At 45.3% G+C, this 21692-nt stretch carries 23 protein-coding genes; 6 read left to right on the forward strand and 17 right to left on the reverse strand.

Annotated features, from left to right (window positions below; translation table 11 throughout):
• Nucleotides 1–46: 46 nt before the first annotated feature.
• Together LC036_RS10980 and LC036_RS10985 are read right to left on the reverse strand one after the other, a co-directional pair.
• Nucleotides 47–322 carry a hypothetical protein gene (locus tag LC036_RS10980; RefSeq protein ID WP_226582139.1) on the reverse strand — a complete coding sequence of 92 codons (276 nt, stop codon included), beginning with the start codon at nt 320–322 and terminating at the stop codon, nt 47–49.
• A 62-nt stretch (nt 323–384) separates the two neighbouring features.
• Nucleotides 385–522 carry a hypothetical protein gene (locus tag LC036_RS10985; protein ID WP_226582141.1) on the reverse strand — a complete coding sequence of 46 codons (138 nt, stop codon included), beginning with the start codon at nt 520–522 and terminating at the stop codon, nt 385–387.
• Nucleotides 523–619: 97 nt separating this feature from the next.
• Between LC036_RS10985 and LC036_RS10990 the strand changes: the two genes are divergently transcribed.
• The 3 genes from LC036_RS10990 (at nt 620) to LC036_RS11000 (ending at nt 2848) form a co-directional block, all read left to right on the forward strand.
• Nucleotides 620–1531, forward strand: a complete 912-nt coding sequence (locus LC036_RS10990) for an ATP-binding cassette domain-containing protein (protein ID WP_226582143.1) — start codon at nt 620–622, stop codon at nt 1529–1531.
• 18 nt (nt 1532–1549) lie between these two features.
• Complete coding sequence (locus LC036_RS10995; protein WP_226582145.1) at nt 1550–2290, forward strand: ABC transporter permease; 741 nt, start codon at nt 1550–1552, stop codon at nt 2288–2290.
• A 210-nt stretch (nt 2291–2500) separates the two neighbouring features.
• Entirely contained in the window at nt 2501–2848 is a 348-nt protein-coding gene (locus LC036_RS11000) for a hypothetical protein (protein ID WP_226582148.1), read from the forward strand.
• A gap of 329 nt (nt 2849–3177) precedes the next feature.
• Here LC036_RS11000 and dnaB read toward each other — a convergent pair whose 3' ends face one another.
• Genes dnaB through LC036_RS11015 form a run of 3 tightly spaced genes read right to left on the reverse strand, consistent with a single transcriptional unit; the run spans nt 3178 to nt 5497 of the window.
• Nucleotides 3178–4461, reverse strand: a complete 1284-nt coding sequence (gene dnaB, locus LC036_RS11005) for a replicative DNA helicase (RefSeq protein ID WP_226582151.1) — start codon at nt 4459–4461, stop codon at nt 3178–3180.
• Nucleotides 4458–4784, reverse strand: a complete 327-nt coding sequence (locus LC036_RS11010; RefSeq protein WP_226582153.1) for a hypothetical protein — start codon at nt 4782–4784, stop codon at nt 4458–4460. Before LC036_RS11010 ends, dnaB begins: the two co-directional genes overlap by 4 nt.
• Nucleotides 4781–5497, reverse strand: coding sequence for a DnaD domain-containing protein (locus LC036_RS11015; protein WP_226582156.1), 717 nt, complete (start codon nt 5495–5497; stop codon nt 4781–4783). The genes LC036_RS11010 and LC036_RS11015 overlap by 4 nt, the downstream gene beginning before the upstream one ends.
• A 459-nt stretch (nt 5498–5956) precedes the next feature.
• On the opposite strand from LC036_RS11015, the gene LC036_RS11020 reads away from it, so the two are divergent.
• The gene (locus LC036_RS11020) at nt 5957–6355 is read left to right on the forward strand and encodes a (deoxy)nucleoside triphosphate pyrophosphohydrolase (protein ID WP_226582159.1); all 399 of its coding nucleotides are present in this window, start codon (nt 5957–5959) and stop codon (nt 6353–6355) included.
• Between the two features lie 4 nt (nt 6356–6359).
• Here the strand turns inward: LC036_RS11020 and LC036_RS11025 are convergent, their stop codons facing one another.
• The 9 genes from LC036_RS11025 to LC036_RS11065 form a co-directional block, all read right to left on the reverse strand.
• Nucleotides 6360–9182 carry a DEAD/DEAH box helicase gene (locus LC036_RS11025; RefSeq protein ID WP_226582162.1) on the reverse strand — a complete coding sequence of 941 codons (2823 nt, stop codon included), beginning with the start codon at nt 9180–9182 and terminating at the stop codon, nt 6360–6362.
• A 270-nt stretch (nt 9183–9452) separates the two neighbouring features.
• Nucleotides 9453–9890 carry a hypothetical protein gene (locus LC036_RS11030; protein WP_226582165.1) on the reverse strand — a complete coding sequence of 146 codons (438 nt, stop codon included), beginning with the start codon at nt 9888–9890 and terminating at the stop codon, nt 9453–9455.
• A 110-nt stretch (nt 9891–10000) separates the two neighbouring features.
• Entirely contained in the window at nt 10001–10480 is a 480-nt protein-coding gene (rlmH, locus tag LC036_RS11035) for a 23S rRNA (pseudouridine(1915)-N(3))-methyltransferase RlmH (protein WP_226582168.1), read from the reverse strand.
• 98 nt (nt 10481–10578) lie between these two features.
• Nucleotides 10579–11862 (reverse strand): GntP family permease, encoded by a 1284-nt coding sequence (locus tag LC036_RS11040; RefSeq protein ID WP_226582171.1) that lies wholly within the window; start codon nt 11860–11862, stop codon nt 10579–10581.
• Between the two features lie 30 nt (nt 11863–11892).
• Nucleotides 11893–13071 (reverse strand): thiolase family protein, encoded by a 1179-nt coding sequence (locus LC036_RS11045; RefSeq protein ID WP_226582174.1) that lies wholly within the window; start codon nt 13069–13071, stop codon nt 11893–11895.
• Between the two features lie 18 nt (nt 13072–13089).
• A complete protein-coding gene (locus LC036_RS11050) occupies nt 13090–13866 on the reverse strand; it encodes a 3-hydroxybutyrate dehydrogenase (protein ID WP_226582176.1) in 777 nt (258 codons plus the stop codon).
• A 12-nt stretch (nt 13867–13878) separates the two neighbouring features.
• Nucleotides 13879–14553: a 3-oxoacid CoA-transferase subunit B gene (locus LC036_RS11055; RefSeq protein ID WP_226582179.1), complete on the reverse strand. Its 675-nt coding sequence runs from the start codon at nt 14551–14553 to the stop codon at nt 13879–13881.
• Nucleotides 14554–14568: 15 nt separating this feature from the next.
• Nucleotides 14569–15264 carry a CoA transferase subunit A gene (locus LC036_RS11060; RefSeq protein ID WP_226582182.1) on the reverse strand — a complete coding sequence of 232 codons (696 nt, stop codon included), beginning with the start codon at nt 15262–15264 and terminating at the stop codon, nt 14569–14571.
• A gap of 194 nt (nt 15265–15458) precedes the next feature.
• Nucleotides 15459–16811 (reverse strand): sigma-54 interaction domain-containing protein, encoded by a 1353-nt coding sequence (locus LC036_RS11065; protein ID WP_226582185.1) that lies wholly within the window; start codon nt 16809–16811, stop codon nt 15459–15461.
• A gap of 319 nt (nt 16812–17130) precedes the next feature.
• Here LC036_RS11065 and LC036_RS11070 point away from each other — a divergent pair, with 319 nt between their 5' ends.
• Entirely contained in the window at nt 17131–17580 is a 450-nt protein-coding gene (locus LC036_RS11070) for a DUF2269 family protein (RefSeq protein ID WP_226582187.1), read from the forward strand.
• A 229-nt stretch (nt 17581–17809) separates the two neighbouring features.
• Here LC036_RS11070 and LC036_RS11075 read toward each other — a convergent pair whose 3' ends face one another.
• From LC036_RS11075 to LC036_RS11085, 3 genes are all read right to left on the reverse strand, one after another.
• The gene (locus LC036_RS11075) at nt 17810–19081 is read right to left on the reverse strand and encodes a M48 family metallopeptidase (protein WP_226582189.1); all 1272 of its coding nucleotides are present in this window, start codon (nt 19079–19081) and stop codon (nt 17810–17812) included.
• A 235-nt stretch (nt 19082–19316) separates the two neighbouring features.
• Complete coding sequence (locus LC036_RS11080) at nt 19317–19640, reverse strand: hypothetical protein (RefSeq protein WP_226582191.1); 324 nt, start codon at nt 19638–19640, stop codon at nt 19317–19319.
• 216 nt (nt 19641–19856) lie between these two features.
• Nucleotides 19857–20966, reverse strand: coding sequence for an endonuclease (locus tag LC036_RS11085; RefSeq protein WP_226582194.1), 1110 nt, complete (start codon nt 20964–20966; stop codon nt 19857–19859).
• Between the two features lie 244 nt (nt 20967–21210).
• On the opposite strand from LC036_RS11085, the gene LC036_RS11090 reads away from it, so the two are divergent.
• Entirely contained in the window at nt 21211–21519 is a 309-nt protein-coding gene (locus LC036_RS11090; RefSeq protein WP_226582195.1) for a hypothetical protein, read from the forward strand.
• Nucleotides 21520–21692: the final 173 nt, after the last annotated feature.

Raw genomic sequence — 21692 nt, forward strand, 5'->3', positions numbered from 1 at the left:
TAAACAGAAAAAGGCGTGCGACTCAAACAGCCGCACGCCTTTTTCTTTACCACGTTTCCCATCCATACGTCTTGTACTCATGGGGTACAGGGAGGTGATCGTCTCCTCGAATGACCTGACTTCGCAGCTTCATTCTAAAGCTTTTTTGCTTAAAACGACGCTCACTCTTTTCTTCATTACCTAAGCGAAGATAATAAACTTTTCTCCATTTGAATAACCTTTCTCTCTCGGGGTCTTTGTAATGCTTCTCCGTTTTCCAGTGGTTGAAACGCCGTTGATCAATACCCTCTTCCCATCTGCGAATCTCTTCTTCATCGAACACGATTATCCCTCAGGGACGACTTGAAATTTGCACACGTCCTATCGGTGCAGGCTGTCTGTCCCTTAAGGATCGTGCTGGCCGATATACATGATATCACCTACCTTTTTGTTCGTACATAAAACAGTGACGATTGTATTTTTCATCAACCGTTTCAACCCTATAGCCGTTATTACCTTCATTTTATCATGCTTCATAAGCATTTAAATTATATAAAATTCTGAAACATATATTCTTCTGCATACGTATAAGAAGTATCTTATAAACGACATAACCGTGTTTTAGGAAGGGGATATCATTGTGATTGATGTACAGCATGTCAGTAAGCACTATGGACCGATTCATGCGTTAGATGACATCAGTTTTCAAATTCATAAAGGTACGTGCTTTGGACTTGTCGGACCGAATGGAGCCGGGAAATCAACGCTTATGAAAATTTTATCAGGCATTCTTCTGAATTTTGATGGGGACATCGGCGTGAACGACTGGAAGGTTTCTAAAGATCGTACGAAGATCAAGCAGCAAATCGGCTATATCCCTCAGGAAATTTGTCTCGAGGAGACGCTGAACGCCCGTGACAACCTAATTCTGTTTGGCAATATGTATGGACTGAAAGGGAAAAACCTGCAGGTGCGCATGGACGAGGTGCTTGAGCAGATTGGGTTAACAGACAGGAAGAAAGATAAAGTCATGACGTTTTCCGGCGGCATGAAACGCAGACTGAATATCGGTTGTGCGCTGCTACATAAACCGGCTATCGTCATTATGGATGAACCGACCGTCGGCATTGATCCTCAATCCCGGAATTCCATTTTTTCGCTGATTCATCAGCTGAAGGCAGAAGGCAGCACAATCATCTACTCTAGTCACTATATGGAGGAAGTCGAGCAGCTCTGTGACAGCATCGGCCTCATTGATAAAGGGCAGCTGATGGAGTTCGGCCGAATGGAGGAATTGTTAGATAAACACGGCAAACCCTCCTTATTCATTGCTGGAGATGACATTGGGGAAAAAATGCTCCAAGAGTTTGGTGAGGCGGAGGCAAAAGGAAATGGCTATTTATTAAATAGTGATGAACCCCTTCTCACCCTGGAAAAACTGGTCACGCACTGTCGGGAACATCAGTTAGAACCACGCCGACTTGAATTGTATCAGCCAAGACTCGAGGATATTTTCTTCAATTTGACCGGCACGCAGTTAAGAGATGCGTAAGAAAAGGAGGAACCAGTCATGTGGGCGATCGCTCGTACGGAATTGAAAAAGACAGTGCAGGACAAAGGATTGTGGTTTTGGACGTTTGTGTTGCCGATTGTATTTATTGTTGCTTTTGTAGCGATTTTATCCGGGGAGGAAACGAGCTATAAGGAGCTTGTCACCCAGATCATCCCGGGCTACACCATCATGTTTGCCTTTTTCATCATGATTTCGATGGTCATTGTCTTCGTTAAAGATAAAGAACGCGGGATGGTCGCAAGAATCGCCAGCACCCCGCTTTCCACTCACCAGTACTTTTTCGGAAAATGGCTGCCGTTCATGATCGTCGTCCTCGTCCAAATCACCGTCCTCTTCGGGTTTGGCGTCATCGTCTATGACCTACCGCTCGGAGATCCGCTGTCGCTCATTCTCTTATCCCTCGCCCTCGCTTTTATCGTGACCGGATGGGGTATGGCGCTCGCTGTCAATGTGCGGACAGAAAACATGGGCATCGCGATGACACAGATCATCGCCCTCGGTGGTGCGCTGCTCGGCGGTCTCTGGATGCCTGTGGAATTTATGCCGGAAACCGTCCAGAACATAAGCAAGGCCCTGCCGCAGTATTGGGCGCTTCAAGGCTATAAAGACATCATTCTATCCAACGGTGGACTCGCTGATATTTGGCTGAATCTATTGATTTTGATTGTGGCTGGAGTCGCGGGAGGAATTCTAGCTTTAGTGTCCTACCCTCGCTTTTTGCGGCAGTCTCGGAGCTGATAGTAAAGCCCTCAAGGTGAGCTTGAGGGCTTTACTATTGGTCAATAATAGTCTTCATAAGCTTAATGCATACCAGGGAATATATTGAATATTCACAATATTTAAGGTCTGGTTGTTGCCAATTTATTGAAATTCATCTAAACTGAATGGTAATACATTACATTCAAGCTGAAAAATTAGTAACTAGACTTATATTTTGGAGGGGATACTATGAACACTTACTTGTTTAGAACTAGAGGTATCGATAACAGTTATTATCCAGATAAAGAGGATAAATATGCTTTTAATGAAGATGCTCCTAATTGCAATAAGTTAATAGACGATATAAAAACTAACTCTAGTGGAATTAAATATTATTTATACCTAATACCCACTGGAGAAATTGTCGAAAAAGGGATAGTTAATAATTGTACTTCTAAAAATAATATGTACTATGCCATTTATGAAGAAAGAGAGCCCCTTAAACCATCAAAAAAACTACCAAAATGGCCATCTCCAGAAAAAGGGATTATTCCTTTATCTAAAGAAGAAATTAAGGAAATTGAAAACTCAATATAATATATGACTTATATAAACTTGTATTTATCAATCTAGCAGTTACTTATCTATAAGTTATAGTGAACGTATTTAATAATGTTTAGATTACCCTGTTTACAGTCTCCTTTTAGTACAGATTAGATGAAAGTTCCTGTCCCCATTACGTTAACACTTTATCGCAATGGGGGACAGGAACTTTTTTGGTAACATGTTTCTGTCAAATTTTTAAGAGGAAAACGGAATCTATGGAGCAAGTTTCCTTATCCACAGAACCCTTCACGATAAACGTCTACTTTAACAAAATATAGAGAGTTGATTATTCTTCCGATATTTATCAATACTATTGGCCATCAGGAGCAATGAAGGTCAAATTGAGGTCCAATCCCATCAAACTTCCCATAATCTTTCTTAAACTGTAATTCTACTTTCCCGACAGGACCATTCCGCTGTTTCCCGATAATCAGTTCCACCTTGTCATTATTCTCCTGCCATTTGTAATAGTCTTCCCTGTACAGAAAGGCAATCAAATCGGCGTCCTGCTCGATATTTCCGGATTCACGTAAATCAGAAAGAAGCGGTCGTTTATCCTGGCGCTGCTCGACACTTCGGGAGAGTTGAGACAATAGAATGATCGGAATTTCCAGTTCAAGCGCTAATAGTTTGAGTTCTCTTGTGATCTGACCGATTTCGAGGTCACGGCGTTCGGAGCGTGTTGTAGAAGAGATAAGTTGAAGATAATCGATGACCACCAGGTGGTTTTCTGCTTTTTCTTTTTGTATATAGGATCTTACTTTCGAGCGGATATCACCGGCTGTCCGTACCTGGGTATCAATGCTTAATGACCACTCAGATATCGGACCAATTCTATTGATGACATTTATGTAATCCTGGTTATTAAAATCATTCGTGCGCCATTTTTGACCGTCCACAAAGGCTTCTGATGAAAGAATTCGCTGAATTAACGGCAATTTCCCCATTTCCAGACTGAAGATCTGTGTGCTCCCTCCTTGCTTACAGTGATGAGTGGCAAGGTTTAATGCGAAAGCTGTCTTCCCCATGGAAGGTCTTCCTGCAAGGATGATTAAATCCCCTTTCTGCGTGCCGCCCGTCATCTGATCCAATTCTTCATATCCGGTTGAAAAACCTGTCATCCCATCCTTCGATGGATATTTCATTCTTTCTGCAACTTCCACAAGAATTTCTCTTATCGTTCCCTCGCGATCCTGCCCCTTCAATTCCCGGTGAGATTCCATCTGCTCACTTAACGCATCATACTGGTCTTCATCAGGGTCCTTCACGTATTTGATAGCCACCTCTCTTGTGACACGATGACGATAAGCATCCAGGACAAGCCGCTGGTGGTTGTTGAAGGTCACTGTCGTGGGAATGGATGAAGCCAGCTTAGTCATATACGTCACGCTTCCCACCTCCCTTATACTATCTTTCAAAGCTGTCGTTACCGAAACGATATTGATAGGCTCATTCGCCTCATGCACTGTCCTCATCGCCTGAAAAATCTTGAGATGCTTCTTATCGGAAAAGTGCTCAGGCAGCAGGATCACATCATCCATAAGGGTGCCCTCCATTAAAAGTGTACCAATCACCGACTGTTCTGCTAGATAGTTGCTAATCATTGCGACACCTTCCTTAACAATTCATTTACTTTCTCTTTAAACATCTGTTTGGTCTCATCTGATACTTCATCAGCTTCTTTTTTCCACTGCTTCATCTTTTCGAGTGTCTTGTTCTCAGGAACCTTATAAACAGCGATATCGGCTAACTTTGGTGGAAATGGAGATTCCGTCACATGCTCGCTCAAGCGGTTCATCACTGGCTCATAGTCCATCTTCTCAAGCTGCGCAATCATCAAAGCAACCTTTCTCTTCGTCAACGGAAATTGATCTCCATACACCTCTTCAATGGTTTTCAACACTTCGACTGCTTCTTGATAAGTCATGACTGTCTCTCCTTTCTGATTTCTTCAAAAATATCGTCCGCTTTCTCCTTCGTATCCTTTAAAGCCGATCTATGATCCTGAGCTGCAACAGCTTCCAGAGTGTTTATCCCTGCTGCATGCCAGCGGCGCAATATACCCTCACAATATTTGAAAAACGGTTTATTATGCTGCAATGCCCGCTGCATCGACTCAATGACCAGTTCATCCGACAGTTCTTCACACCATTCCGTAATCTGTTCCGCAATAAAGGCATTCAGAATCCCAATGTTCTGTTCGTAAAACTCATGAGGATTTAAATAAGCAGCATCCGCTTCGTCATTCATCTCTTTTCTTTTCTTATTATTTCTTTTAATTAAAGGGCCCGCTCCAACGTCCGTCCCTCGGCTCACACCTGGGTCCATTTCATGGTTCATCTCTTGGCTCACTCCATGGTTCACACACGAAATCATTTCATAGACAGGAGCCCGGTTTCGGTTGATAAATGTGTGCTTGATGTAACCTTTTTCTTTGAGTTCGGTACGTGCCCGTTTAAACGAACTCCTAGTAATCCGGGCTTTGATTATGAGAGCTTCTGTCGGAACGGAAAATTCCTTTTTCCAGCCTACTTTGTTGTTGAAATGCATCAAGGTAATCCACAGCATCGAAGCAGACACGGACAGCTCCTCCAATTCAATCTGATCTAAAAACGCGTTCATTTCTTTTAAGTAATTCATTTTTCTCCTCCTTTTTTGAAGGCATAAAAAAAAGACCTTCTTAATTCTATAATCGAATAGAGGTCTAGTTTGGTGTCACGTTTCTTAAAATTTTTTATAAAAATTTTCCTGCGTATAATTCATCTCATTATTGATGGAGGTTTAGAAAATTCCTTGTAAATAAATTCCGAACAGATTTGAAGCTTAAATTTATATGCATGAAAATTTCGTCAACAAAAAATATTTAAGAGGATAAGCATGTATTCAAACTAACTCAATAAATAAATCCTATGCTGATGAAAGTTTAATGCACCTCATCAGCATAGGATTCATCTTCTACTCTTCTTTTAAATCACAATTCGTAATCGTGGATATAATATTTCGTACCGCGTCATTCTTGTTGGCATACAACAAAAAAGAAGTGTAAGGCTGCTTGTGCTATCATAAATGTGTATCACACTTATGATTCGGAGGTTTATCATGAAGAAAACAGTTACAGTCGTTGCAGCTATCATCGAAAACGAAAAGAACGAAATCCTGTGCGCCCTACGATCACCAGAGATGTCCATTCCTAACCAATGGGAGTTCCCTGGTGGAAAAGTGGAAGAAGGAGAGAACCTTCAAACAGCATTAGAACGCGAGATTGAAGAAGAACTATCCTGTAACATCGAAGCGAAAGACATTTTTAACGATCACACGCATGAATATGACGCCTTCATCATTCGTCTCATCGCTCTAAATGCTGACCTTAAAGAGGGCCAACCTCAAGCGAGTGAACACTCTAAACTCATATGGCTGCCACGTGAGAATCTAAACTCTCTAGACTGGGCACCAGCAGATATACCAGCTGTAAAGCAGCTGCAAGCAGAAAAGGTGTAGCCCGTTAATCGAGCTCCACCTTTTCTGTCAGTTCAATATATAAAGCTTCTGGCACCTCTTGCTCCAGCTCAAATTGAAATTCAATTGGCCGATTGTTTTGATACGTCATCGTGTTACCTTTTCCGATATAAATGAACGGCTCACGATAGCCCTTCTCGATTTCTTTGTATTTCCTTACAAACAGATGAAGGTTAATTTCCTTTTCCACACTGTGAATAATGCTTTGTCCCGTCTCAGAAGATTGAGCTGTTTGGTTCGGTGACTCCCATTGAAACTGTGTTCGACTGATGAATTGATCATTATATTGAATGCTTTCCTCAATATCTGCTTCTTTATGAAGGTCAATAAATAAGAAGTATTCGTTCCCATTCCTCAGTAACCCAGACCCCCTGAAGGCAGAATGTGTTTTTCGGTAATTGGAAAGCAACGCAACCTCTGCCATGGTGTATTGCTCATACAATTTGAAAAAAGGTTCCCCGTAGTTAATATGTCCGAATTCCCGTTCATAGCGGAACAGACCATATTCAATCACGTCGTTCAAATAGCCCTGGTACACGGGGTGAGAAAGCAATTCCGACCATAACGACGTTTGTTTCAAGGCATCTCCATTCCTTTCAAATAACGGGGGCACAAGATTTTTCTCCTTCGTATCGAAGTATGTTTGGTCCAAATACTCCACTGCATGACGGACGCTATCGTCAGCCACATCTTCCATCCACTTCAGGATCTCCCTCTTCGCCTGCTCTAGTGTGACCTTTTCATGCTGCAGCAAGTAACGCATGATTGCGAAATCAAACGGGCGTTTAAGAGGAATTTGCTTGGATAGCCACCTCAATGTCTTCTCGAACATTTCATTTCCGAGCAGCTGTGTTAGTTGTTGGTCTTTTTCCGCTTTAGCTACAAAGTTCAAATACGTACCATCTTTTTTGATAAATTTAACGGGGTCTGGGGACCCGTCATATTTGTAATAGTCCATCAGCCAATAAGGCACTTTTCCTTGGCGAATTTTCTTGAATTCCTGATACTGTTCTCTCAAATACTTAGCCGACATGAACTTTTCCTGATCAATCTGAGCTAGAATACGATCCGCCGAAATCTTGTCCATTTGAATATGGGTCGCACCAGGCAGATGGGCAAAATCAGTAGAAATCGCCACCTTTAAACTTTCTTTATCGTAATAACGCTGGCCATTCAACGCAATTGCAATCAAGAAGGCTTTGGTATGGTTTCCGATAAAGTCTAGTACCGTCAAAAATTGCTTCTGCTTATACTTTCTCAGCCCACGACCTAACTGCTGAATAAACACAATCGGAGATTCTGTCGGTCTAAGCATCAGCACCGTATTTACAGAAGGAATATCGACCCCTTCGTTGAAAATGTCCACCGTAAATAAGAACTGGAGCGGGTGGGCATCGTCCTCCAACTTTTCAATCGCCTTCTGCCTCACTTCACCAGAATCTTCACCAGATAAAAATTCACTCCAATAACCACGAACATTGAACTGCTCAGCCATAAAGCGAGCATGATCCCGGTTAGCACAAAAGCCGAGCCCCTTACGTTTTTCACCATCATGACCGTAAAAACACATCTTCTCAATGATAAAGTCAACGCGCTCATTCACCTGCAACCTTCTGGCTATCTCTTTCATATCATCGATGGCCACATCACTGAGGTCGACCTCTTCAATGTCCGTAATGCCGAAATAGTGAAAGGGCACGACAATGTCATCCTCAAGCGCATCATGCAACCTCACTTCAAGCGCGACATTCTGGTCGAAAAGATCAAAAATAGACCGACCATCGCCCCGTTCTGGTGTCGCCGTCATGCCCAACATGAAGGTAGGGTTGAAGTGGTCGATCACCTTTTGGTAAGAGTCTGCCGTCGCATGGTGCGCCTCATCATAAATGATGTAATCAAATTCGTGTGGATCAAACCGCTCGTAATGATTCGAAAGAGTATGGATATTAGCAAAAATATAATCCGACTGCATATCTTTCTGAGTCCCAGTCAAAAGTCCGAACGTGACATCAAATCCGTGCATCAACTTCTCAAACGTCTCTTTCGCCTTTTGCAGGATCTCTTCCCTATGGACAACGAACAACAGACGTTTCGGTCGCAAACGGCGGACATCAAACGCTGACATGTACGTCTTTCCCGTACCTGTCGCAGCAATCACTAGCGCCTTCTGCTCCCCCGTTGCTCGAAGCCTGTTCAAATTCTCGATCGCACGCTTCTGCATCGAGTTTGGCGTAATATAGGCAGCTTTTTCATAAATGCCTTGATTTTGCTCTGTCACCTGTCTCAAATTATGAAAGAATTCACTGTAGTCACGGAGAAACTCATCCGTCGCATCGCTGCTACGCTCCCACAGGCTATTGAACTCCTTGATCACCTGCTTGGTAAAGCTCGCATCCTGCTTCGAAATCACTTCCACATTCCACTCCACATTGCTCTTCAAAGCCGACTGCGTAATATTCGACGAGCCTATGATCACCTTATAACTATCCTTATACTCAAATATGTATGCCTTCGTATGAAACCCGACCGTCTGATCCGTGACAAACACCTTCAAATTCACATTCTCAAACTCACGAACTTTCTGAAGTGCTTTCGGGTCCGTGAAGTTCAAATAGGTAGAAGTCATGATTCTGCCTGCAACATCACGATTCTTCGCTTCTTCCAACGCATCAAGCAACAGCTGAATGCCGCTGAAGTTCATGAATGCCACGCTGAAATAAAAGCTTTCGCATGTCTCGAGAGAGGAAGTGAGCTCTTTTAAAAGGTTTGTTGATTCAGAGTTTACGATTAATTTGTTCTCTTTATCCATTCCACTCGTCCACCTGACTTTTGATTTGGTGCTATTGTACCATCTTGTAGTTTGTGGATCGAGGCAAGTGACCAGTCTGGAACTTAGTAGATTTCTTATTTATAATTTCTTAAAATATCTTCTGAATATGACAATAATAAGGCGAAAGTGATTGCCGTAGATTTGAACGATGATAAATTAACTTTTTCTTCATAAACAAGTTCGTCTTGTCGGAATTGACGGCATCGACGACCATTTCAGAAATTGTTCCTATTGGTAGAAATGCAAGCCTTAAATCGTAAGCCCCTTCTTCTTAGCCTCTGCATCCTTCCCTGATCCAACCGCTACGCCCATCGCTAGCCCCAGACACAGCCCTATCGCTAGGTTATCAAACACCGTCAGTCCGAGAGTGGTACCAATGCTGATTCCAATCGCCATAAACAATCCTACATTCTGACCTTCAGAGACTAATTTGTGTGTTTTTTGCAGGTGAGAAATCATTCCCCTTTTCACTTTTTTTAGACGCTCAAAATCCTCACGACCAAGCTCATTCTTCTCAAGCAAAGTATCCACATTCTCTCCAAGAATTTTCCAATATTTTGCACACGTCTCACACTCAGAGGAGAACTGCTCAAGCCGCTTCAAAATCCGCTCTACTTTATCCAGTTCCAACTTTTTCTCTTCTTTTGGAGTCACTTTGTTGCGTAGTTCATTGATTCGGTCAGCCATTTCGGTCTCTCCCTTTATTTCTATATATACTTATTGGAGGTGAAAAGGTTTCAAATTTCAATTCCTAGCTTGAAGAGAGTGCTACATAAAGCATTGATGGTTTTAGGTCATTACTTATGATAAGGTTCATTCCGATTAATCTTAAACGCCCGATACACCTGCTCCACTAACATCAACCGCATCAACTGGTGCGGGAACGTCATGTTCGAAAACGACAACCCGAAATCACTCCGCTCCAGTACTTCATTACTAAGGCCTAAGGATCCGCCAATTACGAACACGACTTTACTCTTTCCGTATGTCGCAAGCTCGTCCATTTTTTTGGCGAGCTTTTCTGATGTCAGCTGCTTGCTGTTGATTTCAAGGGTAATGACGTAGCTGTCCTGGGAGATTTTTGAGAGAATGCGTTCGCCTTCCTTCTGCTTCACTTCAAGCATCTGTGCTTCGCTTAAGTTTTCCGGTGCTTTTTCATCGGGGACTTCGATGACATCGACTTTGGCGTAGGGGCCGAGGCGTTTAACGTATTCGGCGATGCCCTGCTTTAAGTATTTTTCTTTCAGTTTTCCGACTGTGACAATCGTTAATTTCATGGTGTGTTCCTCCGTCTCGTTTCGTTTGTCTTCATTTTACCATGAATCGTTTTTCCATAGAAAAACACCACAGAGGGGCCTGTGGTGTTGGTTTGTTCTTATAGAATACCAATGCTGTTCAATAGAATGACAACAGCAACTGAAATGACCGGAATCAGCAGGGCGACGACAAAGATATCGCGGTAGCTGTCTTTATGGGTCATGCCGGTGATGGCAAATAAGGTTAGGACGGCTCCGTTATGGGGCAGGACGTCCAGGCCTCCGGATGATAGGGAAGCGACGCGGTGGAACGCTTCCGGGCTGATGCCGGAGTTTTGAGCGATTTCGTAGTACTTACTTCCTAGTGCTTCAAGCGCGATGCCGAGACCACCGGAAGCTGAACCAGTAGCACCGGCTAGAATGTTGACGGCGACCGCTTCTGAGATGAGCGGGTTTCCTTTGATACCGACAAGCAGCTGGGTCAGGCGTTCAAAGCCTGGCACCTCACGGACAACGGTACCAAACCCGACCGCGGCACTGGTGTTAATAATTGCGATCACCGACCCGCTCGCGCCTTTATTGATCGATGTAACGAATTTCTTAAACAGCATAATGTTCAACAGCATAATCAAGATGATACCGGCGATCAGAGCGGTGACGACGTCCCACTCCAATAGATTTAAAGTTAAAAGCACGGTCAAAAGTGGGAGAATCGACAGGATGAAGTTCGGTTTACGATCGACTTCATCGATGATTTTCGCATCATCCGGTTCTACGAACGTTTCCCCTTTGGCTTTCAGCTCTTTTTCCCGGTAGCGTAAATACAGATAGCCGCCGACCGCCATAATGATCGCAGCGACAATTCCCATCGCAGGCGCAGCTGCGGCGGTGGTCTTGAAGTATTCCATCGGGATTAAGTTTTGAATCTGCGGGGTTCCCGGCAGGGCGGTCATCGTGAAGGTGAACGCGCCGAGTCCCACGGTTGCTGGAATCAGCTTCCGGCTGATATCGGCTTCTCTAAACAGTGACAAAGCGAGCGGATAGACCGCGAATACAACGACAAACAAGCTGACTCCGCCATAGGTTAAGACGGCGGCAGAGACGAGTACGCCAAGAATCGCACGGTTGGTGCCGATGACTTTTGTAAAAGCGACCGCCACCGAGCGCGCCATGCCTGTGTCCTCCATCAGCTTACCGAAGATGGCTCCGAGCATGAATACCGGGAACCAGGATTTGGCGAAGGCGACAAAGCCGCCCATATACGTATCTTTATAAGCTTCTAATAAGTCCAACCCGCCGGTGATAGCAACAACACCCGCGGCGATCGGCGCCACCCAGATGATCGACCAGCCGAGATAGGCAAGCGTCATCAGGACGACGAGACCGAGTAGTATACCGAACATAATTTATCCCCCTAGTGACTTTTCATAGCTTTAAACGATCTTCACGACCATGGCGATCCCTTGTCCGCCTCCAATGCACAATGATGCCACACCATAACGGCCGCCGCGGCGCTTTAATTCCTTGATCATCGTATACAGGACGCGCGTACCGCTGGCACCGACCGGGTGACCGAGCGCGATTGCACCGCCGTTGACGTTTACTTTCTCACGATCAAGGCCGAGCTCTTTTTCGACCGCTAAATATTGCGAAGCGAAGGCTTCATTGACTTCAACTAAATCCATATCCTCTAAAGCGAGTCCGGCTTTTTGAAGTGCCTGACGGATGGCAGGGGCAGGACCGATGCCCATATAAGCAGGATCCACACCGGCTACCGACCAGGAGAGGATTTCTGCGAGCGGCTGGATGTCGTTCTCACTGACAAACGTTTCATCCGCTAAGACGACCGCTCCCGCTCCATCATTAATGCCGCTTGCATTGCCGCCGGTCACCGTACCGTCTTTTTTGAAGGCAGGCTTCAGCTTGGCGAGCGCTTCAGCATTCGTATCTTCTCGGATATGCTCATCCTGATCGATCACCTTTGTTCCTTTACGCGTAGAAATCTCAACAGGCGCAATTTCATCAGCGAACTTCCCAGATGAGCGGGCTTCTGTTGCGAGTTGGTGACTGCGGACGGCGTATTCGTCCTGCTGTTCTCTTGTGATTTCATATTTCTCTGCCAGGTTCTCACCCGTCACACCCATGCCCGCTCCGATATATTCATCGGTGAGCGCCGACCACAGCATGTCATCGACTTTCGGGGCGGACAGTTTGGTACCAAAGCGGCTGCCACGCAGGGCATACGGCGCAAGACTCATGCTGTCGACACCGCCGGCGATCGCGGTCTGTCCTTCGCCGAGCTGAATCGACTGAGCGGCCGATACGATCGACTGCATGCCGGATCCGCACAGGCGGTTGACGGCAAGCGCCGGGCTTTCCATCGGCACACCGGTTTTTAAAGCGATATGTCTCGCTAAATAGGGCGCGTTATTGGAGGAGTGAATGACATTTCCCATCACGGTAAAATCAATGTGATCGGCTGTGATGCCGCTTCGCTTTAACGCTTCTTTACTTGCAGTAACACCTAAATCAGTTGGATCGACGTCTTTTAACGCTCCTCCAAATGTTCCGAACGGGGTCCGTGCACCTTCTACGATATAGACTGATTTCATCTCACATTCTCCTTTCCTTTATTGGGTCGTATAGCCGCCATCAATGACAGCTGCCTGTCCGGTAATGCCTTTGGCCTGTTTACTTGCTAAAAAGAGTGTGTAATCGGCGATTTCCTGTACCTGTAAGAGACGCTTCTGAGGCACAAGCGGATAAATCACTTCCTCCAACACTTTTTCAAGAGACACGTCACGGTTTTTCGCTAAATCCTCAAGCTGGTTTCTAACAAGCGGTGTATCGACATACCCTGGGCAGACGGCGTTGACGGTGATGCCGTACTCCGCTCCTTCAAGGGCCGTGACCTTCGTCAGGCCGATGACGCCGTGCTTGGCACTGTTGTAGGCGGACTTACCAGCAAATCCAATCAGGCCGTTAATGGAGGACATGTTGATAATCCGGCCGAACCCCTGCTTTTTCATAATCGGGAACACATGCTTTGTCGCCATAAAAGGCGCGACGAGCATAATCTTGGTAATCAGCTCAAATTTCTCTGTCGGAAATTCTTCGATGGATGCGACATGCTGAAGTCCGGCATTATTGACAAGTACATCTAAACGGTCAAAGTGTTCCACCGTCTGATCGATCGCGGATTGGATGTGCTCTTCTTTGGTGACGTCACAGACAAGTCCGATCGCTTCAAGACCTTCCTGGTTCAATCTTTCCGCGGCTTCTTTTACCTTCTCTTCATTGATATCCGTAAGCGCGACTTTCGCGCCGTTGCGCGCAAATTCCGCTCCGATTTCATAGCCGATGCCGCTGGCTGCTCCTGTAATAAAGACGACTTGATTTTCTACCATTGCTCTTCCCCCTTAGTTGCTTGTCGTTAATAGATCTTCACGAATGATGAGATCGGGTTCTGTGGATGCTTGAATTTCTTCCACAGTCCATCCCTCAGCGATTTCCACGAGTTGAAGTCCTTCTTCTGTTACGTCAATCACCGCGCGTTCGGTAATAATCCGGTCGACGACACCTTTTCCTGTCAGTGGCAGGCTGCAGGATTTCAAAATCTTCGGTTCACCGTGCTTGTTGACGTGATCCATAATGATGACGACTTTCTTTGAGCCGTGGACGATATCCATCGCCCCGCCCATGCCCTTGATCATCTTCCCCGGAATCATCCAGTTGGCAAGGTCGCCATTCTCCGCGACTTCCATGCCGCCTAAAATCGCGAGATCCAGGTGCTCCCCGCGGATCATGCCGAACGATTCGGCACTATCGCAGTATGAAGCTCCGATAGAAGCGGTCACCGTTTCTTTTCCTGCGTTGATCAAGTCAGGGTCGACCTCTTCCTCATACGGCGAGCGTCCGATGCCAAGGAGACCGTTCTCTGATTGAAGCACTACTTCTTTATCCGGCTGAATATAATTGGCCACCATCGTCGGCATCCCGATGCCTAAGTTAACGTAGTAACCGCTTTCAATTTCCTGTTCAGCTCTTCTTGCGATTGTTTCTCTCACTGCTTTTTTATCCATTTGTACAGCCATTTGATTCCCTCCTGTTTAGGCTTTCGCTTTGACGGTATAGCGTTCGATTCGTTTTTCCTGCTGTCCTTCAATCAGCCCTTGCACGTAAATGCCGGGCGTGTGGATGCCGTCTGCTTCCAATTCTCCTGGCTCAACAAGGTGCTCCACTTCTGCGATCGTGACGCTTCCAGCAGCCGCCATCATTGGATTGAAGTTGCGGGCGGTCTTGTTGTAGACAAGGTTTCCGTGACGGTCGCCTTGATAGGCCCGGACGAGACTGAAGTCTGCCGTTAATCCCGTCTGCAGCAGATAGTCCTTGCCATCAAACGTCCGTACTTCTTTTCCTTCTGCAATCGGTGTACCGACACCAGCAGGCGTATAAAAGGCTGGAATGCCTGCTCCGCCTGCGCGAATTCTTTCCGCTAATGTTCCTTGCGGCGTAAGCTCAACTTCCAGTTCGCCAGCCAATACCTGGCGTTCAAATTCTTTATTTTCACCCACGTAGGAGCCAATCATTTTATCAATCTGTTTATTTTGTAAAAGCAGTCCCAGTCCCCAATCGTCCACTCCGCAGTTGTTGGAGATGACTGTCAGGTGCTTCACGTTGGATTCGACGAGAGCGAGAATTAAGTTCTCGGGAATGCCGACAAGCCCGAACCCGCCTACCATAATGGTGGAATAGTCTTTGATTTCTTTTACCGCTTCATGAAATGATGAATAGATTTGTTTCATGATGAGTCACATCCCTTCTACCCTACTACTAGCAAGTTTCATGCCAACTTTAAAAGCCTGGTTTGGAGCGACTTGGATAATGAATGATTCCAGGTTTCTGGAAAAACGCGTCCACCCTTTATGAAAACCCTTACATAACGCGCGAAAAAAGCCATTCCAGATTTCTGGAACGACTTCCGGAATTCTGGAATGGCTTAAAGCTCGTACTTTTTCACTTTTTCATAAAGACTTGATTTACTGATTCCGAGCTGATCGGCGGCTTTGCCCTTATCACCATCGTTCGATTTCAGAGCATTCAGGACCGCCCGCTTCTCCGTTTCTTCAACGATTTCCTTCAATGTATGTCCCTGTGGCAATTGAGTCTGTGACTGTAGGTGAGCAGGAAGGTCGCCATATTCAATGATTTCCCCGTCCGTCATATGAACAGACGATTCAATGACGTTTTCTAGTTCTCTCACGTTGCCCGGCCAGTGGTACGTTTGAAAAACTTCTTCGACCTCCGGAGAGAATTCCCTCACCCTTTTTCCTGTGCGTTCACTTATTTTTCTCAGGAGAAATTTGGAGAGTACCTTTTGGTCGTTCTGCCGCTTCCTGAGTGGTGGAATATCAATCTGAACCACATTAATCCGGTAAAAAAGATCCTCGCGGAAGCGCTGGTCTTTGATTAATGTCTCCAGTGACTGGTTGGTGGCCGCAATGATCCGCACGTCCACTTCCTGGGGCTGGACGGCACCAACAGCTTCCACCTCCCCCTCCTGCAGGACGCGGAGAATCTTCACCTGGGCATGGATCGGCATATCACCGATTTCATCAAGAAAAAGTGTGCCGCCGTGGGCGAGCTGGAATTTCCCCGGCTTCCCGCCTTTTCTTGCTCCTGTAAATGCTCCTTCCTGATAGCCGAACAGTTCTGCTTCAATTAAATGCTCAGGAATCGCGGCACAGTTGACCTTAATGAACGGTTTGCTGCTTCTTTCACTTAAGTGATGAAGGCTGTGGGCGAATAATTCCTTGCCTGTCCCGCTTTCTCCTCTCAAGAGGACCGAAACGTCGCTATGGGCGCTCTTGCGGATTTTCTCTTTCAATTGAAGGATCTCAGGCGAGCCTGTAATGATATCGTGCAGCGAATATTTCGCTCCGTTCACATGCTGCATTTGATTGCGGTAGGATTCTAGTTCGAGCAGCAAATCCTTAATGTGTGTGTTCATGATCTTCCATTCATCGGTGTCACGAAAAAGCACCATGCCAAGGGCACCGATAATCTCGTCCCCTTCACGAAGCGGAATCCGGTGGGCGATCATATAATCGCCGCGGATCTGCTGAAGATCGGCCATTTCTTCCTCCCCGGTCTCAACGACAATGTGCATGCGGGTGTTTTCAATGACGTCCGTGACGTGCCGGCCTTTGACTGTCTCTTTTTCAATATCAAGGAAACGGCAGTAGCTTTCATTCATATAGGAGATATGCCCGTTTGCATCAACAACGACGATGCAATGGGTCACATTGCCAAACAGTGTTTCTAAGACATGGTTTTGATAATCTTCAAGCATTGAAAGCAACTCTTCCACTCTCCCTTATCCCTCACAAGTATGTGAACGCTTACAGTACTATCTATTTTAAGTCTATCAAAACACGCAGCTGCATACTAGATGGAGATAAAAAGGAGAATCTCAGATTGTTTCCTCACGTGTAGTTCAATAGGATGCTCATAATAATCTGCTGAAATCTCTTTTTAATGTATGGGAATGCTATATTTCATCCTTTAACACTTTCATCACAGGGACAGGAACAAATTCCAGTATAAATGCTGAATTTAATCATATACATTACTAGCTTATTTCTTTATTTACAGAAGAAGGGGACGATTGTATGCTATTCAAAACGTTGTTATCCATTCACATCCTTTCGGCAATCATCGGTATTGGTGCGACATTCATGTTTCCACTCATTCTTGCTATGCCCAAGACCCTGAAAGGAGTACAGTCAGCCGTACAAATCGTTAATAAAGGAGCCAATTATCCAAAAATCGGATCGGTTTTATTATTATTAACAGGATTGGGAATGGGGCTTATTAAAACAAGTCTTTTCCAACAAGGATGGTTTATTACAGCCATTATATTGCTGTTGACTGCCGTACTTATCTATGTGCTACGCATTTTACCACGGCTGAAAGAGGCACAACATCTGGTGGATGACGTGGAGGGAGACGTCATCCCTGAGCCCTATTACGTCATAAAAGCCAATATTAAACCATTTATGATTACGGCTTCCACCATCGACATTGTCATTATTCTGCTTATGATATGGAAACCTTTTTAATTAGAACGACATAAATATTAAATCAGCCCTTCCTAAACAAGCACTTAACATGACCTATCCCTTCTTGGGGCAGGGCTGCTTATTTGATCTAGTTAAGGAACCCTTATGGTACGTCTGATTTTGGTTGAACCTCAAATCCCGGCTTGTCTGCTTCCCTTAGTCCACCATGGAGGGCAAAAACTTCTCATAGAAAAAACCGGATGTCCCTGCGTGGGGCATCCGGTTTCTTTTATTCCTCTTTCACATCAACACTATAATTCTCGAGCATATAGATCCGCTCCATCATCGTCGGATGACCGTAGCGCAGGTATTTCACAAGCGCCGGCGGGTGGACGTCACTCAATCCGTTCACCGTCAGTTCCTGAAACGAACCGATGGCCGCTTCCGTGTCACCCGTCATTTCAATCGCATATTTGTCCGCATCGGTTTCGGCATTTCTTGAAACTGCGAGTTCTACGGGATTTGCGATAAACGAGAGCAGCGTTAAGATCAGATAAAACATCGGCAGGCTCGCAATATCAGAGACTTTTGTGAAACCTAGTTTATCGCCCCACTTCCGCACACTCTTCCTAAGCAGGTAATACGTGAACAACAGGCCGAAGAAGGTGGAGATGATCACGCCGGCCAGGTTCCAATACAAGTGGTTCATGACGTAATGGCCGATTTCGTGCGCCATAATAAACAGCACTTCATTGTCCTGTAGCCGGTTTAACGTCGTATCCCACAGCACGATCCGCAAATTCGATCCGATGCCGTTCACGTACGCATTCATACTGTTGGTTTTCTCCGACATATTGACTTCATAGACCCGTTCGGCGGGGATATCCGCTTCATCGGCGAGTGTGAGGATTTTTTCTTCGAGCTGTTTATCCTGCAGCTCCGTGAAGTCGTTGTACAACGGATCGATGACGACCGGCTGTAAGTACATCATAAAAAATAAGAACGGAATCATTAAAAACCAGGCGATCAGCCACCAGCGCTTTTCGAACTTTTTCATTAAGAAGTACAAGACGGTAATTAACAGCGCCATAATGATAAACCCGACCCAGAAGCTGATCAGCTCATCCTTCATCCAGCTCGAGAAGCTCTGGGTGGAGATGCCGTACTCGACCGACAGCCATCTCCGTGCGTAATCGAAGGGAAACAACAGGAAGGTAGTCAGTGTAGAAAGCAACAGGACAAACAACGGAATCTTAATGATTGAAAAGCGCGAGACCTTCTCTCCGAAGTCTTTAAAAACGACAGACACCCCAAAGATCATTACGCCGAGGTAAATGATCCACTCGACAGGCTCAGCGAGAAACGAGAGGAAGTTCTGGTATCTCGAATATTCCTGACTGAGCTGCAACTCCCGCTCGGTCATAAACGTTGCAGGGTCCGCGGCGCTTCCTTCATAGGCAGGCGGCACTCCGATATCTGTCCACTGGAAGAAATAAAGGCCTAAGAGAAGACCGTAAATGGCATAAAGAACAAGCGTCCAGGTGACGAATCGTTTTTTCACTGCTTCACCTCCAAAAATATCACTGCTAGTATTGTACGAGCCTTCCCCACCGCTTAGAACCGTCCAACATCTTCAAGAATCTTTTATCCTTACGAATGTTTCACGTGAAAACATTTCTTCATATAAAAGCAGTCATGGACCACTCGTTCGATTGATTCATCTTCATCCATTTTTCCCTTTGCGTCTGATTTTAACCCCGTCATCATTCCTCTTATGTATTTAAACGGTAGACTAATCAACCAATAAAATAATCTTTATAATAGATAATGGTTAAGATGAGTGCCGCTACGGTGTAGCCAATCGTGGTATAGAAGACAACTGTAGGATTGAATTCGCGTTTTTCCTCTTCCATTTTCATTCCTGTACGGGCTTGGATGCGTAACCGGACCCTATTGGAGCTGTAGCCACCCTTTGAGTTGAAAAATTGTACGAGGCCTATGATCATCACACCAATCAAGAAGGAGTATTCAAGAAATTTCCCCTCGAGCAGCTCGGCGACACCCCAGTTGATAAGCAGCATAATCATAACCGTCCCCGTCGACCAAAAGATATTCTTCACCATCCATTCCCCTCTCCATGAAATCCGTTCTTTTCTATCCTTTTACCTACTCTACTTACGAGGGGGACGAATAAAAAGTTCCAATTTTCTGTTTTTTATCTTTTGCCTTTATTCTTATATAAAGACTTGGATTTATATCCCCTGGTGCCAGTCAGAATGAAAAACTAAAATACCCCCGGTGCCATCGTTCTGATGGCCCGGGGGTGGGAATCTGCTTTACCAGATCTGCTCGACATATTCAGGATGGTCGATGAATGGATTACGGTTGCCTTGATAGTCGGTGTAAATGACTTCATTCCGGCGGCGTTCAAAGTCATCCACCGGATCATTCGCATGCCAGGACTTAAGCGTGGATAGTTTTCCTAAGAATGGACCGCTTGTTCCTGTAGTGTCGGCCACTTCAAGATCGAGTTCCCCTGAATCGCCTTCATAACGGACCGCCATATAAAAGACCATCCGCGCGACATCGCCCTTTACCTCATCACGGGGCTCCCAGGAATCGCCGTCTGAATACGTATCAGGCGCATCGTAATAAGCAGAACCGCCGTTATCAAAATCCAAATTGCCACGTGCAGAGTTGACGCTGACATCAGTTGGTCTCAAATGGTGAAGATCGGTGCCCGCGCCCATACTTGTGCCGAAATCGCCGTGCGACTTCGCCCAGACGTGCTCGCGGTTCCAATCATCTACATAACCACCGTTGTCATATTTCGAATAGGAATCACCGGAATAGAGCAGTAGAACGTTCCCTGCGTTATTCGGATCTTCATCGGTATGTCTGAGCGCATCCCAGACCGCTGAATAAGAAAGTTCGGTATGATCATCAATCAAGTTGTGAAGCGACTGCTTCAGCGCCGCTCCGCTTTGACCGGCCGCTGAACTGTAGTATCCGTTTGAGTCACCTGTACCTGTGTCCCCGCCGGAACCTGAAGCTGCAATCGTCATATCTGTTACGCTTTTCACCCCGTCGTGGGCGAAATAATCCTGCTTCGTTCCCATGACACAGAGTTTCTCTCCCATTAAATCAGGGTTTGTATGTAATCCGAATGCACTGCGGTACGCTGAATCGATTTGGACAAACACCATGTTCTGTTCATTGGTTTCTGCCGGATCATCCGCAAGAGCCAGAGCATAATCATTGGAGAAGTAATCCTGTTCCACCCGATCAACGCCGACCGGTTCTCCGACCACATACCCCTCAACAGTCACATTCGTACCATTTGTTGTACCTAAAGCATCTGTCACAGAGATCGATGTCGCCGCATACACAGTTGGACTTACTGCAGCCAACATCAACAAAAGAACCATTACAACCATCTTTTTCATTGTCTGACACTCCTTCGTTGTTTTTTCTCACATGGCTAAATTCCCTGTGACTTTCTAATTTCCTGCCCTGTTTTCACAATTCATACAAAACTCACACTGGCTTTACAATGCATAAGGCAGACCTCTTCTTCAGCTGTGACTATTCACCCAGAATCGGAGGAATCTCCCTTTTTCACTCATACCTGAAGCTTTGGGACATAGATATGAAGAGTAAGCCATTAATTCCTAAAGAGGAGATGAGACCATGAGCAACGAAAAGAATAACAACTACTCTAAGGAAAATGAACAGTCAGGTAAAAAAAATGATGGCTTCATAAAAGGTGTGTCCAAAGAAGCCAATGACTTCGTTCACAATACGGTAGACACATCTGGAAAAATCATAAAATCGATTACGGGTGAAGGCGGATTGATCGGAAAAACCATCGATTCCTCCGGCAACATTGTGAAGAAAGCTTCTGAAAAAGGTTCGGGTGCGATCGATAAGACCGTAGATACTTCATCTAAAGCCTTCAAAGCCATTAAAAACAAAGCCTTTAACAAGAAAGATAAATAGGAAGACAGAAAAAACCCGTCATCTGACGGGTTCTTTTTTCTTTATCAGAGGATGTCCTTCTACTTTTGCAAAATTATTATGTGAAATATTGAGCAAGTGTATTGAATTCCTTATAGAATCGTTTTATACTAGGTACATAGTAAACATGTGAAATATTTCACATGAACAACCAA

This window comes from Halobacillus litoralis (assembly GCF_020524025.1).
GTDB classification, from domain to species: Bacteria; Bacillota; Bacilli; order Bacillales; family Halobacillaceae; genus Halobacillus; species Halobacillus litoralis_D.

Coding starts and splice junctions, on each gene's coding strand:
- LC036_RS11050 (WP_226582176.1), bottom strand. CDS start 13,866: ATGGTAGAAAATCAAGTCGTCTTTATTACAGGAGCAGCCAGCGGCATC.
- LC036_RS11090 (WP_226582195.1), top strand. CDS start 21,211: ATGAGCAACGAAAAGAATAACAACTACTCTAAGGAAAATGAACAGTCA.
- LC036_RS11065 (WP_226582185.1), bottom strand. CDS start 16,811: ATGCTTGAAGATTATCAAAACCATGTCTTAGAAACACTGTTTGGCAAT.
- LC036_RS11055 (WP_226582179.1), bottom strand. CDS start 14,553: ATGGCTGTACAAATGGATAAAAAAGCAGTGAGAGAAACAATCGCAAGA.
- LC036_RS11070 (WP_226582187.1), top strand. CDS start 17,131: ATGCTATTCAAAACGTTGTTATCCATTCACATCCTTTCGGCAATCATC.
- dnaB (WP_226582151.1), bottom strand. CDS start 4,461: ATGATTAGCAACTATCTAGCAGAACAGTCGGTGATTGGTACACTTTTA.
- LC036_RS11040 (WP_226582171.1), bottom strand. CDS start 11,862: ATGTTCGGTATACTACTCGGTCTCGTCGTCCTGATGACGCTTGCCTAT.
- LC036_RS11085 (WP_226582194.1), bottom strand. CDS start 20,966: ATGAAAAAGATGGTTGTAATGGTTCTTTTGTTGATGTTGGCTGCAGTA.
- rlmH (WP_226582168.1), bottom strand. CDS start 10,480: ATGAAATTAACGATTGTCACAGTCGGAAAACTGAAAGAAAAATACTTA.
- LC036_RS11045 (WP_226582174.1), bottom strand. CDS start 13,071: ATGAAATCAGTCTATATCGTAGAAGGTGCACGGACCCCGTTCGGAACA.
- LC036_RS11030 (WP_226582165.1), bottom strand. CDS start 9,890: ATGGCTGACCGAATCAATGAACTACGCAACAAAGTGACTCCAAAAGAA.
- LC036_RS11060 (WP_226582182.1), bottom strand. CDS start 15,264: ATGAAACAAATCTATTCATCATTTCATGAAGCGGTAAAAGAAATCAAA.
- LC036_RS10985 (WP_226582141.1), bottom strand. CDS start 522: ATGCTTATGAAGCATGATAAAATGAAGGTAATAACGGCTATAGGGTTG.
- LC036_RS10995 (WP_226582145.1), top strand. CDS start 1,550: ATGTGGGCGATCGCTCGTACGGAATTGAAAAAGACAGTGCAGGACAAA.
- LC036_RS11020 (WP_226582159.1), top strand. CDS start 5,957: ATGAAGAAAACAGTTACAGTCGTTGCAGCTATCATCGAAAACGAAAAG.
- LC036_RS11000 (WP_226582148.1), top strand. CDS start 2,501: ATGAACACTTACTTGTTTAGAACTAGAGGTATCGATAACAGTTATTAT.
- LC036_RS11010 (WP_226582153.1), bottom strand. CDS start 4,784: ATGACTTATCAAGAAGCAGTCGAAGTGTTGAAAACCATTGAAGAGGTG.
- LC036_RS11025 (WP_226582162.1), bottom strand. CDS start 9,182: ATGGATAAAGAGAACAAATTAATCGTAAACTCTGAATCAACAAACCTT.
- LC036_RS11015 (WP_226582156.1), bottom strand. CDS start 5,497: ATGAATTACTTAAAAGAAATGAACGCGTTTTTAGATCAGATTGAATTG.